Origin of the sequence: Pseudodesulfovibrio aespoeensis Aspo-2, from assembly GCF_000176915.2 — a bacterium.
Lineage (GTDB): Bacteria > Desulfobacterota > Desulfovibrionia > Desulfovibrionales > Desulfovibrionaceae > Pseudodesulfovibrio > Pseudodesulfovibrio aespoeensis.
In genome coordinates, this window is sequence record NC_014844.1 from 2,365,893 (window position 1) to 2,380,591 (window position 14,699).

General features: G+C 63.9%; 13 protein-coding genes. 4 read left to right on the top strand and 9 right to left on the bottom strand.

Features of this window, described 5'->3' with window-relative positions:
* Positions 1 to 6: 6 nt before the first annotated feature.
* From DAES_RS10860 to DAES_RS10900, 9 genes are all read right to left on the bottom strand, one after another.
* A complete protein-coding gene (locus tag DAES_RS10860; RefSeq protein ID WP_236608403.1) occupies positions 7 to 3,063 on the bottom strand; it encodes a tetratricopeptide repeat protein in 3,057 nt (1,018 codons plus the stop codon).
* 233 nt (positions 3,064 to 3,296) lie between these two features.
* Positions 3,297 to 4,313, bottom strand: coding sequence for a sigma-54 interaction domain-containing protein (locus tag DAES_RS10865; RefSeq protein ID WP_013515072.1), 1,017 nt, complete (start codon positions 4,311 to 4,313; stop codon positions 3,297 to 3,299).
* Between the two features lie 207 nt (positions 4,314 to 4,520).
* Positions 4,521 to 5,291, bottom strand: a complete 771-nt coding sequence (locus tag DAES_RS10870) for a substrate-binding periplasmic protein (protein WP_041271418.1) — start codon at positions 5,289 to 5,291, stop codon at positions 4,521 to 4,523.
* A 119-nt stretch (positions 5,292 to 5,410) separates the two neighbouring features.
* Positions 5,411 to 6,805 carry an NAD(P)/FAD-dependent oxidoreductase gene (locus tag DAES_RS10875; protein WP_013515074.1) on the bottom strand — a complete coding sequence of 465 codons (1,395 nt, stop codon included), beginning with the start codon at positions 6,803 to 6,805 and terminating at the stop codon, positions 5,411 to 5,413.
* A gap of 122 nt (positions 6,806 to 6,927) precedes the next feature.
* Complete coding sequence (locus tag DAES_RS10880; RefSeq protein ID WP_013515075.1) at positions 6,928 to 7,254, bottom strand: flagellar basal body rod C-terminal domain-containing protein; 327 nt, start codon at positions 7,252 to 7,254, stop codon at positions 6,928 to 6,930.
* A 74-nt stretch (positions 7,255 to 7,328) separates the two neighbouring features.
* Positions 7,329 to 7,709, bottom strand: a complete 381-nt coding sequence (locus tag DAES_RS16970) for a hypothetical protein (RefSeq protein ID WP_013515076.1) — start codon at positions 7,707 to 7,709, stop codon at positions 7,329 to 7,331.
* A gap of 47 nt (positions 7,710 to 7,756) precedes the next feature.
* Positions 7,757 to 8,527, bottom strand: a complete 771-nt coding sequence (gene folE2, locus DAES_RS10890; protein ID WP_013515077.1) for a GTP cyclohydrolase FolE2 — start codon at positions 8,525 to 8,527, stop codon at positions 7,757 to 7,759.
* A 112-nt stretch (positions 8,528 to 8,639) separates the two neighbouring features.
* Positions 8,640 to 9,059, bottom strand: coding sequence for a nickel-responsive transcriptional regulator NikR (gene nikR, locus DAES_RS10895; RefSeq protein ID WP_013515078.1), 420 nt, complete (start codon positions 9,057 to 9,059; stop codon positions 8,640 to 8,642).
* Between the two features lie 23 nt (positions 9,060 to 9,082).
* Positions 9,083 to 9,769 (bottom strand): class I SAM-dependent methyltransferase, encoded by a 687-nt coding sequence (locus tag DAES_RS10900; RefSeq protein ID WP_013515079.1) that lies wholly within the window; start codon positions 9,767 to 9,769, stop codon positions 9,083 to 9,085.
* Between the two features lie 284 nt (positions 9,770 to 10,053).
* Between DAES_RS10900 and gcvH the strand changes: the two genes are divergently transcribed.
* The 4 genes from gcvH to DAES_RS10920 all read left to right on the top strand — a co-directional run bounded on the left by gcvH (position 10,054) and on the right by DAES_RS10920 (position 14,635).
* On the top strand, positions 10,054 to 10,434 hold the full coding sequence (gene gcvH, locus DAES_RS10905; protein ID WP_013515080.1) for a glycine cleavage system protein GcvH: 381 nt from the start codon (positions 10,054 to 10,056) through the stop codon (positions 10,432 to 10,434).
* A gap of 76 nt (positions 10,435 to 10,510) precedes the next feature.
* Complete coding sequence (gene gcvPA / locus DAES_RS10910; protein WP_013515081.1) at positions 10,511 to 11,845, top strand: aminomethyl-transferring glycine dehydrogenase subunit GcvPA; 1,335 nt, start codon at positions 10,511 to 10,513, stop codon at positions 11,843 to 11,845.
* Entirely contained in the window at positions 11,842 to 13,284 is a 1,443-nt protein-coding gene (gene gcvPB / locus DAES_RS10915; RefSeq protein ID WP_013515082.1) for an aminomethyl-transferring glycine dehydrogenase subunit GcvPB, read from the top strand. Before gcvPA ends, gcvPB begins: the two co-directional genes overlap by 4 nt.
* Positions 13,274 to 14,635, top strand: a complete 1,362-nt coding sequence (locus DAES_RS10920; protein WP_013515083.1) for a dihydrolipoyl dehydrogenase family protein — start codon at positions 13,274 to 13,276, stop codon at positions 14,633 to 14,635. Before gcvPB ends, DAES_RS10920 begins: the two co-directional genes overlap by 11 nt.
* Positions 14,636 to 14,699: the final 64 nt, after the last annotated feature.

Below are 14,699 nucleotides of genomic sequence, written 5' to 3' on the forward strand. Positions count from 1 at the left end.
GCCCGGCTACTGCGGGGCGGGTGCGTACTGCTGGGCCTTCTGCTCCAGATCGTAGGTGTCCAGGGCCGACTTGGCAAGCTGGGCCTGAAGGCTGTCGGGCTTCTTCTCGATGATGTCGCCGAGCAGCTGCTTCCATTCCTCAATGGCCCCGGCCTTGCGGTAGATGCGCGCCAGCTTGAACCGGGTCGAGGCCCATTCCGGGTTGTCCACGTCGATGTAGCGGTCATACTCCCTGGCCCATTTGAGGGCTTCCTCATAACGGCCAGAACGCTCGGTGGCGTAGATGGACATGAGCACCGCGTCCTTGATCTTCTCCGGGTCGCCCTTGGTCTGCAGGAGCAGGGACAACGCCTCCTGAGCGTAGACAAACACCCGGCGCAGGTCCTGCTGGTCCATGGCCGACTTGGCCATGTAGTACATGGCATAGGCCCGGAAGGCGGGGTCCACCTTCACGTCCTTGGCCAGATCGGCCCACATGGCCAGCGCCTTGTCGGCATTGCCGAGATTCTGCAGCGACATGGCCTGGGCGTATTCGAACTGGCGCAGCCGCTCGGGCGGCAGGGTCCAGTTGGCCCTGGCCATGGCCACCAGATCCGCGATCTCCTTCCACGCCAATTGGTCGAGGTAGATGTTCACGGCCAACCCCAGGGCCTCGTCCGAGACGCCGGGGATCTGGGTCTTTCCGAGGTACGGCTTGATGAGTTCCAGCGCCTTTTCCGGCTTGCCCACCTTCCAGTAGCTCAGCGCCACCTGGGTAATGATGGCATCGTCAACCTTGGTGTCTTCCTTGCCGATGAAGTCGTAGGTCTCCCAGTAGCGGACGACCCGGCCAAAGCGCTCCTCGGCCACCATGCCGGGCACGGCAAGGGCAAAGACCGAGTCGCCCAGGGTCCGGGCCGTGCGCACCAGCGGACTGTCGGGATACTTCTCGATGAGGTCCTGGGCCGCGCCCAGGGCTTCGGGATACTGCTTGTTGAAGGCGTGCCACATGGCCAGCTTGAGCTGGGCGATGGGGGCCAGCGGGCTGTCCGGATACCGCTCGACAATCTCCTGATAGATCATTTCCGGGCGCAGGTTGTAGGGGCGGTCAAAGACGCTGACCATGTCGCCCATGGTCGGGTCGTCGTAGATGCCCTCCTCGGCCAGCCGCATCCTGGCGATGAGGCCGCCCTCCTTGTCCGGGTAGTCCAGCACCGCCCGCTCGTATATCTGCTTGGCCGCACCCTTCTCCCCCTGGCGGACGTAGATGTCGCCGATCCGGGCCAGGACCACGTCCGCGCCCTCGCTGTCCGGATTGAGGTTGTAGTAGGTGAAATAGTGGTTCTTGGCCTCCTGCAGCTTGTCGAGGGCCATCTCCACCCCGCCGGCCAGACGCAGGAACTCGGCATTTTCCATATAGTAGTCGGGCCACCGCTTGTCGATGTAGTCCACGATCTGATACGCCTGCTCCACAAACCCGGTCCGGTTCAGGGAGTCGGCCAGATAGTAGGCCGCCTCCTTGACCAGTTGGTGCTCCGGATAGGTCTGAATGAGATACTGGAACTGGTCGGCTGCCTTCAGGTAGTCGCCCATCTTGTAATAGTATTCGCCCCAGTAGTAGCTGATGGACGGGATGTTATCGTCGTCAGGATAGTTGTCCTGGAGCACCTTGAAATACGCCTTGGCCTCCGGGAAGTTGTTCACCTGGAGGTTGAGCAGGCCGAGATTGAGCAGCGCGCTGGGCACACGGTTGGAGCGCAGGTTGATGTTCATGGCCTCAATGAACGCCTGGGAAATATCGCGGAAGTTCCCGGCCAGATCGTTGCCGTACTTCTGCTTCTTGATGTCCGCCACCGCGTAGAGGGTTTCCTCCCGGATGTGAAGAGGCACTTCGGGCATCCTGAGGATGTCCTCGAACAGCGGCAGGGCCTCGTCCAGCTTGCCGTTGAACATCAGGGACTGAGCCTCGTAGACCTTGTCGGCCAGCTCCTGCTCCTTGGCCTTGGCAACCACGGCGGGATCAAGGGGATCTTCGACCCCATCCTGCCCGGTCCCGTTCTGCCCGGTCCCGTTCTGGCCGGTTTCGGGTTGCTCAAAGGGCGGCACTTCCGCAGGGACGGGGTCGGCCTGGGGAGTCGGCTCGACCTGGACCATCGGCGGGACCTGGGCCGCCTCCTCCGGGCTCAGCCTGGGCGGCGGCGCGCCCTGGACCACCGAAGGCGGAGCCACGCTCCCGCCCACCTGCCCGTCGGACGGCGGAACAGGCAAAGCCTCCCCGTCCTGAACAGGGACATCAACCGGTGGGCCTTGCCCATCCATGGGCGGCGGGGCAACGCTCCCGCCCACAGCCGAACCGTCGCCAACAGACACGGGAACAGCCTCCACCACCTCAGCCCCGCCGGCCTGGGGGCCGGCCAGTTCGGCAAACTTGACCTCTTCAGCGGTCTTGTTGACCGCCCTGAAACGCAGCTCGCTCGATGCCGGGTACTGGCCATCCTGGGGGGGGGGCGCAGGCTGTGGCAAAGCCGCCGCGCCCTGCGCCTGGGGATCGGACACGGCAGCCGCGGGCTGGGCCTCGACCGCCTGGGGCAGGGCCTGTTCACCCCCTGGCTGGGCGCCTCCGTCTCCGGGCGGGGCCACTTCGGTACGAACGGTATAGGGAACAGCGAAAAACGGCTTGCGGTCGCCACCATCTGCCGATTCGGGCGGCAGGTCGGTTTCGGTTTCGGATGCTTCCGGACCTCTTGGCTGGGCCGCCTGCGGAATTGCCGCTGGCGCTGGCAGCGAAGCCGTGGGCGCGGCAGGCGCAGGGACCGCAGCCGCAGCGGGTTTGCTCCCGTTCGGTTTCCAGCGCGCCCCGATGGGATCACGAAAAACTTGCAGGACAAACTCGGCCTTGCCCGGCGTGGGCAGCCTGATGAAGCCGATGGCGTCTGTCTGGGTGGTGATCACAACGGTATCGCCGTCCACGGCGATGGATTTGACCAGCTTGCCGGGAAAATCCTTGCTCCCTGGCTTGGGCTCGGCGTCCCAAACGGACGCTGGCAGGGAAACGCGCAGCTCACGAGCACCGGTCCGGCGCACGGAATTCTCTGGCAATGTGCTGGAATCAAAAGAAAACGTCATCCGATCAGAGTCGCCCTGGGAGGCAAAATTCACACGCAGGGCAGCAGCCGGATCGACCAGGCACAACCAGACAGACAGGGCCAGCACAACGGGCCAGAGTGTGGATTTGGCACTTTTCACAGTCACGCCGAGCAGTTATGCAATTGTCGTGCTACCGGCAGCCAGAGCACCCGGTCATCCTCCGCCGCAGGTTACAGCAACTCGCGCTTCTTCAGCTTCTCGATAAGGGTGGTCCGCTTGATGCCGACCATTTCCGCAGCCTTGTTCTTGACCCCGTCGGACTGCTCCAGCGCCTCTTCCAAGAGCCGCCCCTCGATGGTCTCCAGGAAATCCTTGAGCTTGAGCCCCTTGTCCTCCATGTCCTTGAGGGTGGGCCAGACAAACCCGGCCGGACGCGGCGGCACGACATCGGCCTCCCGGCGCAGCGGTTTCTCGCCTATGTCGTGGAATATCTTCTCGGGCAGATCTTCGGGCATCGCCTCGACGCTGTCGCACAGGATGGCCAGCCGCTCCATGAAATTCTCAAGCTCGCGGACATTGCCCGGCCAGGAATAGGTCAACAGCATCTCCCTGGCCCGCTCCGAGAGGGTCAGGGGCTTGCGGCTCTTGGTCCGGCAGTGGCAGGAGAGAAAATGATCGGCCAGCATGAGAACGTCGCTGCCGCGCTCGCGCAGGGGGGGCAGATGCAGGGGGATGACGTTGAGCCGGTAGAACAGATCCTCGCGGAACCGCCCGGCCTTGACCTCAACCTCCAGATCGCGGTTGGTGGCGGCCACCACGCGGACATCGACCTTCTTGATGCAGATGCCGCCCACGCGCTCAATCTCTTTCTCCTGCAGGGCGCGCAGGATCTTGACCTGGAGACTCAGGTCCATCTCGCCGATCTCGTCGAGGAAGATGGTGCCGCCGTCTGCCAGCTCGAACCGGCCCGGACGGGTGCGGATGGCGTGGGTGAAGGCACCCTTCTCGTGGCCGAAAAGCTCGGATTCCAGCAGTTCCCTCGGGATGGCCCCGCAGTTGATGGGGACAAAGGCGTTGTCGCGCCGGGGGCTGTTGCGGTGCAAAGCGCGCACCAGCAGTTCCTTGCCTGTCCCGGATTCGCCGGTCACGAGCACGGTGCTGTCTGTGGGCGCGACCTTTGCGAGAACTCTGAAGACTTCGGCCAGGACCGGGCTGCCCCCGATGATGCCGTCCAGGTTGAGCGCCATTTCTCCTCCGTAATCACATGGAAATGCAGCCAAAGGAAGGGGACTCACACAGGGTGTCTGCGTGAACCTGCATAATCCCTGTCAACAAAATGACGGCGTGTCAACGGGTCATGAGCATATTTATGAAAAACTCTAGAAAAATGCGGGGATAGCCTGGGGAGACGCGAAACGGCCAACACCGACGCGGAGTCAGGCAACATGTCGGCATCACTGATTTTCGTCCATCGCGGCAAGCAATTCGTCAATGCGGGCGACAATCCGGTCGGGCACGCCCATGCTGTACATCAGGTGGCGGGCGTTGCCAGTCGGAACATCGACCAGCCCCTTGCATGTGAAGAGATCTCTGTCCAGTCGGGTCATCTGGAGCAGGGACTCCACCTCCTCGGGGGCCACGAGGATGCAGGTGAAACGCTCCATGGCCAGCATGCGCACCAGTTGGGGATAATCGCCATTGACCCGCTTCATGCCCGGCCTGGCCCTGGCGATGAGATCGTCCACGTCCGCGCCCAGTGAGTACCCCTCCAGCACGCCCAAAACAATGGTTTCGTCGGCCAGGATCTGAGCCAGGGAATCCCTGCCCTCCAGCTTGAACACGTTCTCCTTGAGCGCGAGCGCACACAACGGCTGATTTCTGTATATAGGCTTGGAAAACTTGGCAAAAGACTCACGATGCGGGGTCTTGAACCAGCCGATGGAGCAGACCGGATCCTTGGAGTGGAGGAGCTCCAGTATCCGTTTGGCGGGCATGGATTGGTAGACCGGCTCAATGCCTGCCGCGCGCAGGACGGCATCGGTCTTGCGCAGCAGGAAACCGTCCGGCTCACCGAGGCTGTTGGTGAAATAATAGGGCGGAAACTCCAGATGGCAGACCAGAAGCCTGACCTGCCCGCCGTCGCCTGCGCCGATGTCTGCCACTGGCGCAAGCGTCAGGCACAGACACAAAAACAGACCCAGCATCAGGCGGAAGGACATCGGCATGTGTTCCCCGTGGACAGAATTACTCTCAAGGATAAAACGATACCGCAAACAAAATAAAATGGAAAGCCCGGACAAAGCCGGGCTGAATCATTGTGGCACTTATCCCGGAAATAATACCATCATCGGCGGCGCAGGATCTCCTTGGCCGGGACCAGGGCCGTGGCCGCCGCGCCCACGATGTTGCCCGCCACGCCGGGGCCGTCACCGGCCACGAACAGGCCGTCCACGGCGGTTTCCAGGTGCGCACGCGTCTCCACCTGGGTGGCGAAGAACTTGATCTCTGGCGCATAGAGCAGGGTCTCGTCGTTGGATACGCCGGGCACCACGTTGTTGAGTTTTTCCAGACCGTCCATGAGGTTGGTCAGGATGCGCTCGGGCAGGGCCATGGCGATGTCGCCAGGGATGGCGTTCTTCATGGTCGGCTCGATGTAGCTGTGGCGGATGCGATCCCAGGTGGAGCGGCGGCCCCGGCGCAGATCGCCGTACCGTTGCAGGATGGGCTTGCCCCCGCCGATCAGGGTGGCCAGCCGCCCGATGGCCTCGCCGTAGGCCTGGTTGTCCTCCACCGGGTCGTTGAGCACCACCTTGGAGAGAAAGGCGAAGTTGGTGTTGTCGGACTTGGTGTTCATGAGCGCGTGCCCGTTGACGCAGACGAAATCCTGGTAGTTCTCCAGGGCCACGAACCCGCCGTAGTTGGTGCAGAAGGTACGCGTCAGATCATCGTACTTGGTGGTGCGTACAAAGAATGTCGGGTCGTAGATGATGGAGCAGATGTCCTGCATGATCTCGTTGTGGACCTCCACGCGCACACCCACCTCGATGCCGCGCTGCGAGACCTCGATGCCGTGCTTGCGGACCAGACTCCCCACCCACTCGGCCCCGACCCGGCCCGGAGCCAGGATGACGTTTTTGGCCGTGTACTCCTGCCGGTTGGTGACCACGCCAGTGACGCGCCCCTTGTCCACCACCACGTCCTTGACGGTCTCGGAGGTATGGAAGGCGACGCCCTTGTCCTGGATGTAGTCGGCCATGGCCGTGATATGGCCGGGCAGATTGTCGCTGCCCAGGTGCTTCTGCTTGATGACCAGCAGGTCGATGCCCACCCTGCGGGCCTGCTTTCGGATATCCTCGGCCTTGGCCATGTCGGTGGGGAACACCTTGCCGTCCATGCCGAAGCGGTTGAAGATGGCCTCGGTCTCGTCGATGAGCGCCCTGGCCTCGGACACGCCCATGAACTGGGTCAGGTCGGTCTTGCCCAGGGTGTGAATGAAGTTGAGCTTGCCGTCGGAAAAGAGCCCGGCCCCGCCAATGCCGCTCAGGATGTTGCAGGGGCGGCACTTGATGCACTCCTGGTCCCCGGAGATGGGACAGTTGCGGGCCAGCGAGCGCTTGCCCTTCTCGATGACGAGCACGTCGAGGTCGCCATGCTCGCCCAGGTAATAGGCGGCGAAAAGCCCTGCCGGGCCGCCGCCGACGATGATGACATCATACTCGGTCTTCACGGTCTTGTTCATGTCCCTCCTCTCGTGTTGCGCGCAAACATGGCCCGTGCCGCGCCACCACAAAAATCAGGGCGCGCGCAGACGGGCCATTATCGACCGTAAGTTGCGAATGGCGGAGCTGTCAAGCCGACGAATCAGGCGATCATGTTCAGCAGGTGGCCGGTCATGTCCTCGGAGGCGCGCACCGCCGCCACATTGGCCGAAAAGGCGTGGCCGGTGCGGATCATGCCCACCATCTCGGTGCCGATGTCGGTATTGGACCCCTCCACCCCGCCTATGTTCGGGCCGGGCACAGAGCTTTCGCGGATGGAACCCACGCGCACACCCTGGTCCGCCGGGCCGGATTCGAGCGTCACCGAGCTGGCGCTGAAGCCGTCGGTGTTCACATTGGCGATGTTGTTGGCCGAGACCTGCTGGACCGTGGACAGCGCGGAAAGTGCGGATAGATTCGTGTCGGACATAATTCGAGACCCCTCCCGGTTTCGGGGGAAGCAGCACAATAATCATACCCTGTCCCTATATGGGACGCAAGCCGCTAAAAAGTGACTGTACCGGGCCAGACGAGGATGAAGACATTTGTCTCGCCGAAAAGCCGGAGGGTCAACGCCTTGAGTTCCGCGCTCAGATCCTTGTCCGCGCCGATGAGAAAGGCGATGTTGTTGCTCTGGTGCATGCCGTCCGGGCGCAGGGAGCCGCCGTGCGAGGGGCCAAGCTCGGTGAAGCCCCCGGCCAGCTTGATGACCTCGGCCTTGAACTGCTCCAGGGCGGGACCGGCGTCCGAGCCGTCGGGCATGGTGGCCGGGACCACGGTGAAGTGAACCTGAAAGGGCTTGGCCGAATCGGCCCGGGCATCTGTCGCTCCCAGGGCAAGGACGCAGGTCAAGAGAACCAGGGCAAGCAGCGCACAACGTTTCATGGTCGTCTCCTTCATTGCAGGGTTTGTTCTACAGCCCATACACCGGGTCACTCCCGGCTTTCAATGACCGCGAAGGCGGAGTGGTTGTGGATGGATTCGAAGCTCTCCACCTCGACGCGATACCAGTGGATCTTGGGGTGCTTGTCCAGGCCGTGGGCCGCGGCGCGGACCACGTCCTCCACAAAGGCGGGATTGGCAAAGGCGCGCTCGGTGACGTATTTCTCGTCCTCGCGCTTGAGCAGCGAATAGACCTGGCACGACCCGGCCTGCTCGCCGATCTCGATGAGATCCTCAAGCCAGAGGAAGCCGGTGAACCGGGTGCGGATGCGGACCTCGGCCCGCTGCGAATGCGCGCCCTCGTCCGAGATGGCCTTGGAGCAGGGACACACGGTCATGACCGGCACGTCCGCGCCCAGGGTGAAGGTCAGGGTGCCATCCCTGAACTCGCCGTCCACCCGGCAGGTGTAGTCCATCATCCCGTTGGCCCCGCTCACGGGCGAATTGCGCCGCAGGAAGAACGGGAACACGAAGCGCACGTGCGCGCTCCTGGCCTGGAGCCGGACCACGATATCCTCAAGCAAGGTCAGAAAGGTGTTGTAGTCGAGCTCGCCCGACCAGTGCTCCAGGGCCTCAACAAAACGGCTCATGTGGGTGCCCTTGAACTCGGCGGGCAGGTCCACGGACAGCGAGACCTCGGCCACCGTGTGCTGGATGCCCGACTCCCGGTCGCGGACGATGATGGGCAGCCGCAGCCCCTTGACGCCCACGCGGTCGATGGGCATGGCGATGTCCGCCTGTTGTTTTTGTACGTCTTCCATGTCGCTTTCCGTTGTCTCCCAGGGCCGTGGACGCCAAACGCGCCCGGACCGCACGGCGCGCCGGGAGGGGGTGAAGCCGGGTCCGCCTGGGCGGGCCGGGCCGGATCAGGTTCTAGATCAGGTCCTTGCCCGTGGTGGTCAGGGCCAGATTGCCGTGCTTGACACCCTTGGTCGAGATGAGCTGCTGCCCCAGGGCCTTGATGGCCTCGGCGTCACCCTTGAGGATGATCACCTCAAGGCAGTTGTGGTGGTCCAGGTGCACATGCAGGGACGATTGGATGACGTCGTGGTGGTCGTGCTGGATCTCGGTCAATTTCTGCGACAGGCCTGACTTGTGGTGGTCGTAGACCAGGGTCAGCGTCCCGGCCAGATCGCCCGCGGCCTGCTCCCACTCGCGCTGCACCAGGGTGTTGCGGATCAGGTCGCGGATGGCCTCTGAGCGGGTCTGGTAGCTGCGCTCCTCGCAATGCTGGTCGAATTTCTCAAGCAGTTCCGAGTCGAGAGACACTCCGAAACGAATGGTCTTGCCCATGGCTCCCTCCGGTCATGTTGCGTTCAGGGAATGGTGATTTCCCACAAATTCACCGTGGCGTTCTGGCCGCACAGGGCCACCTTCTCCACCGTCAGCTTCTCCGGCGCAAACCCCTCGACGCGGAGTTCGTCCCAAACAGGCCGGGAGACCGTGCGCACCGGCTCGCCGATCCAGATTTTTCCACCCGGCGCAAGGGCGTGGCGGAACAAACGGATCAGCGGATCGAAAAACCGTTTTTCATAGAGCACGTCGCCGCCCCAGATGAAGTCGAAGGCCTGGGCGCGCAGGGCCGGATATCGCCAGTCCATGAGCGCCCACAGGGGCTGGGGAACGTTGTTGAGCGCCGCGTTGTGCCGGGCGAACCGGACAGCGGGCCACTCGTAGTCAAAGGCGACCACCCGCGCCCCGGCGTGGCTGGCGATGATCCCGGTCAGCCCCAGGCCGCAGCCCAGATCAAGGCACGGCCTGCCGCGAACCATGTCGGCATTGCGCAGGATGTGCCGCCCCAGCAGGACGCTGGCGGGCCAGACCTCGGCCCAGTAGGGCAGCCGCTCGTCCTCGCCCAGGTCGCCCTCGCCCATGCTCTCCCAGAGCGCCTCCATGTCGGCCTCGCGGTCGAGGAGCCAGGTGCGCCCGCCGACAGCCACACTGACCTGCGAGCCGGTCGGCCCGGCCCCTCCGGGCTGGGGTGAAATCGTCTTGCTGATCATACGTATTGGTCAGCCTACACGCGCATCGTGCCATGGTCAACGAGGTTGGTACCACCATCCGCAGCAACAATGGGTCATGAGTATGCCAACACCCGGACAAGACGCCCTTTCCGTTCCGGCCACGTCAGGTTTTTGGCGATCGGTGACAATACTTCGGCCATTGCCCCCAACTGCTGGAAAACCGTCAATTTTTTTACTGTTTTCAACGCAATTGTACCGTGATATGTTGCCGTGATCGCATGTGTTGCATTGAAATTTTCCCCCATCAAAGGAGACGAACCGATATGATTCCTGATGATCTTCTCTACGCCAAATCCCACGAATGGTGCCTGATCAAGGGCGACATCGCCACGGTCGGCATCACCCAGTTCGCCCAGGAGCAGCTGGGAGACCTCACCTTTGTCGAGCTGCCCGAAGTGGGCGACACCTTCGAGGCCGGAGCCGAGATGGGCTCGGTCGAATCCGTCAAGGCGGCGAGCGAGATATACTCCCCGGTTTCCGGCGAGGTCATTGAGGTCAACGAGGCTTTGGCCGACGCCCCTGAAAAGGTCAACGAGGAGCCCTACGGCGGCGGTTGGATGCTCAAGTTCCGCATCAAGGGCGCGCCCGAAGGGCTGCTCGACGCCGACGGCTACGCCGCAGTGGTCGAAGCCGAGAGCCACTAGCACGGTTTTTTCCGGGGCCGGGGCGGTTGCGTCCCGGCCCGTTTTTCTTCCACAACTACCCAGCAGCAGGTGTTTTATGCCTTATGTTCCCCATACCGATGCCGAGGTCCGGGAAATGCTCGCCACCATCGGGGTGGCCTCCATCGGCGATCTCTTTGCCGAGATCACGGACGAGATGCGCCCCAGGAGCTTCAACATTCCAGAAGGATTGAGCGAAATGGAAGTGCTCTCCCGGCTCGAAGCCATGGCCGGAAAGAACGCCATTGACCGGACGAGCTTCCTGGGAGCGGGCTTCTACGACCACTACATCCCGGCTGCGGTGGACGCCCTGACCATGCGCGGCGAGTTCTACACCGCCTACACGCCCTACCAGCCCGAAGCCTCCCAGGGCACGCTCCAGGCCATCTTCGAGTACCAGACAGCCGTGACCCGGCTGCTGGGCATGGAGTGCGCCAACGCCTCGGTCTACGACGGCGGCACAGCCCTCTACGAGGCGCTGATGATGGCCGTGCGCAAGACCCGGCGGCGCAAGATCATCGTCTCCGAGGCCCTCAACCCCATCTACCGGGTCATGCTCGGCTCCTACACCTCGAACCTGGATCTCCAGTTCGTCACCGTGCCCCACAAGGACGGCCAGACAGACGTGGACGGCCTCAGAAACGCCATCGACGACGACACCGCCGCCGTGCTGGTCCAGAACCCCAATTTCTTCGGCTCCATCAACGACTTCACCGACCTCTTCGCCGCGGCCAGGGCCAAGAAGGCCGTGTCGGTCATCTCGGCCTACCCGGTGCTCCAGACCCTGCTCAAGACCCCCGGTGCCATGGGCGCGGACGTGGCCGTGGCCGAGGGCCAGTCCCTGGGCCTGCCCCTCTCCTTCGGCGGGCCGTACCTCGGCATCATGACCTGCACCAAGGACATGATCCGCCAGATGCCGGGCCGCATCGTGGGCCGCACCGTGGACAGCCAGGGCCGCACCGGCTACGTGCTGACCCTGCAAGCCCGCGAGCAGCACATCCGCCGCCAGAAGGCGACCTCCAACATCTGCTCCAACCAGTCCCTGTGCGCCCTGCGCGCCCTGGTCCACATGTGCGCCCTGGGCGAGCTGGGCCTCAAGCGCGCGGCCCGGCTCTCGGTGGAGCGCGCCCACCTCTGCGCCGAGCGGCTGACCGCCATCCCCGGCGTGAAGATGCTGACCAAGGGACCGTTTGGCAACGAGTTCGCCGTGACCCTGCCGGTCAACGCCTTTGAAATCATCGCGGTGCTCACGGGCCGGGGGTTTGTGCCCGGCTTCCCGCTGGGCCGGTACTACGAAGGGCTTGAGAACGGCCTGCTCGTGGCCTGCACCGAAAAGACCAGCGAGGAGCAGATCGGCATCTTCGCGGAGATGCTCAAGGGGGCGCTGAGATGAAGACCATATTCGAAAAATCCGTGGCCGGACGCGAAGGATGCTGGCCCTGCGAAGGCATGGCCGAGGAGGCCTACATCCCGTCCGAACTGCTGCGCCAGGGCGACATAGGGCTGCCCTCTGCCTCGGAGCTTGACGTGGTGCGCCACTTCACCAAGCTCTCCCAGCGCAACTACGGCGTGGACGGCAATTTCTACCCGCTGGGGTCGTGCACCATGAAGTACAACCCCAAGTTCACCGAGATCGTGGCCGCCATGCCCGGCTTCACCCGGCTGCACCCGGTCCTGCCACAGCTCCAGGGCGCGGGCGGCCTGTGCCAGGGCGCCCTTGAGGTCATGTACGAGACCGAGAACCTGCTCTGCGAAATCACCGGCATGCACGCCTTCACCCTGCACCCCATGGCCGGAGCGCACGGCGAGCTGACCGGCGTCATGCTCATGGCCGCCTATCACAGGGACCGTGGCAACAAAAAGACCAAGATCATCGTGCCCGACTCGGCCCACGGCACCAACCCGGCATCCGCGGCCATCGCGGGCTACACCGTGATCTCGGTCGCGTCCGTGGACGGCATCGTGGACCCGGCGGCCCTGGCCGAGGTGCTGGACGACGAGGTGGCGGGCATGATGATGACCTGCCCCAACACCCTGGGACTGTTCGAAAAGAATCTGCCAGAGATCGTCCGGCTGCTGCGCAAGGTGGACGCCCTGCTCTACTACGACGGCGCCAACCTCAATGCGGTCATGGGCAAGATGCGCGTGGGCGACGTGGGTTTCGACATCGTCCACCTCAACCTGCACAAGACCTTTGCCACCCCGCATGGCGGCGGCGGCCCCGGCTCCGGCCCGGTGGGCGTGAGCGAGAAGCTTGAGCCCTTCCTGCCCATCTCCCGCGTGGCCAAGCTTGAGGACGGCCAGTTCTTCCTCGGCTACGACCACCCCAAATCCATTGGCTACGTGGCCCCGTTTTACGGCAACTTCGGCGTGGTGCTCAAGGCGTATGCCTACATCCTGCGCCTGGGCCGCGCCGGGCTTATCCGGGCCACGGAGAACGCTGTGCTGAGCGCCAACTACATGCGCAAGCGGCTGGAAAACCACTTTGAAATCCCCTTCAACCGGATCTGCATGCACGAATTCGTGGCCAGCGCGGCGGAGCAGGCCAAAAACGGCGTCCACGCCCTGGATTTCGCCAAGGCGCTGCTGGACAAGGGCTACCACGCGCCCACGGTCTACTTCCCGCTCATCGTGCCGGAATCGATCATGATCGAACCCACCGAGACCGAGAACAAGGAGACCCTGGACCAGTTCATCGACGATCTCATCGAGATCGCGGAGCTGGCCATCACCGATCCCGCTGCCGTGCAGGCCGCCCCGCTCACCCTGCCCGTGACCCGGCTGGACGAGACCAGGGCCGCCCGCGCCATGGAGCTGACCGATGACCTATGATCTCATAGTCCTGGGCGCTGGCCCCGGCGGATTCGACGCCGCGACCGCGGCAGCCGGATACGGCCTCAAGGTCGCCCTGGTGGAAAAACGCTCCCTGGGCGGCACCTGCCTCAACCGGGGCTGCATCCCCACCAAGCTGTGGCTGGGCGCGACATCGGCCATCGACGAGCTGCACAACCAGTCGAAACTGAAGATCGCCTCGGGCGAGGTGGTCGTGGACTTTGCCGCGCTCCAGGCCCGAGTGGCCAAGCATCTGGCAGGCACCCGCAAGGCCATGGCCATGCAGCTTGAAAAGCTCGGCGTGGACCTGTTCGAGGGGTTCGGCAGACTGGCCGGCGAGGGCACAGTGGAGGTCGAGGCCGCAGACGGCATCAAGACCCTGAAATACGCCAACCTCGTCATTGCCACCGGGTCCAAACCGATCTACTTCCCCGGTCTGGAGCCGGACGGCGACTGCGTGCTCGACTCGGACATGTTCCTGGCCATGGAGACCATGCCCGCCTCGCTCATCGTGGTCGGTGCGGGCTTCATCGGCCTGGAGATGGCCCAGGTGGCCCACCGTTTCGGCGCGCAGGTCACGGTTGTTGACGCCATGGACCGGGTGGCCCCGCTGGAGGACCCCGAAGTGTCCAAGGCGCTCCTGTCCATCTTCAAGCGGTGGAAATGGGACGTGCAGCTCGCCAAGCGCGTTGCGGGCCTCAGGACCGTGGACGGCAAGGGCGTATTGACCATGGACAGCGGCGAAAAGCTCACGGCGGACAAGATCCTGGTGGCCGTGGGACGCGGCCCGGTGACCGAGGGCCTCGGCCTGGACACGGTCGGCATCGAGGTGGCCATGCGCCGCATCGAGGTGGACGAAAACCTCCAGGCCGCGCCCAACATCTATGCCGTGGGCGATGTCAACGGCCTCATCCAACTGGCCCATGCCGCGGCGCACCAGGGCCATCACCTGGCCGCCGCCGTGGCCGGGAAAACGGACGGCCCCTACGAGTCCGGCCCGGTGCCCAGCGTGCTCTACGGCGCGCCCGAGGTCATGCGCGTGGGCCGCATGGAGAATGAGATATTCCTGTCCCCAGAGCGGTGCGAGGTCTCCCGCGCCCAGCTGGCGGCCAACCCCATGGCCCAGGCCCACGCCTCCACCCAGGGATTCGTCAAGGTCGTCTGGGCCGATGGCCGCGTGGCGGGCGTCACCGCCGTGGGCCATGATGTCTCGCGCCTGACCACCCCGGCCACCATGATCGTGGCCCAGGGCTGGACCGGCCACGACCTGCACTCGGTCATGTTCCCCCATCCTTCCCTGGACGAATCGCTGCTCGCGGCGCTCCGGGCCGAGCGGACCCCGGTGGAATAGCGGCCTACACCTGGCATTGAAACAACAAAAAGGGGAAGGCCGATGCGGCCTTCCCCTTTCTCGT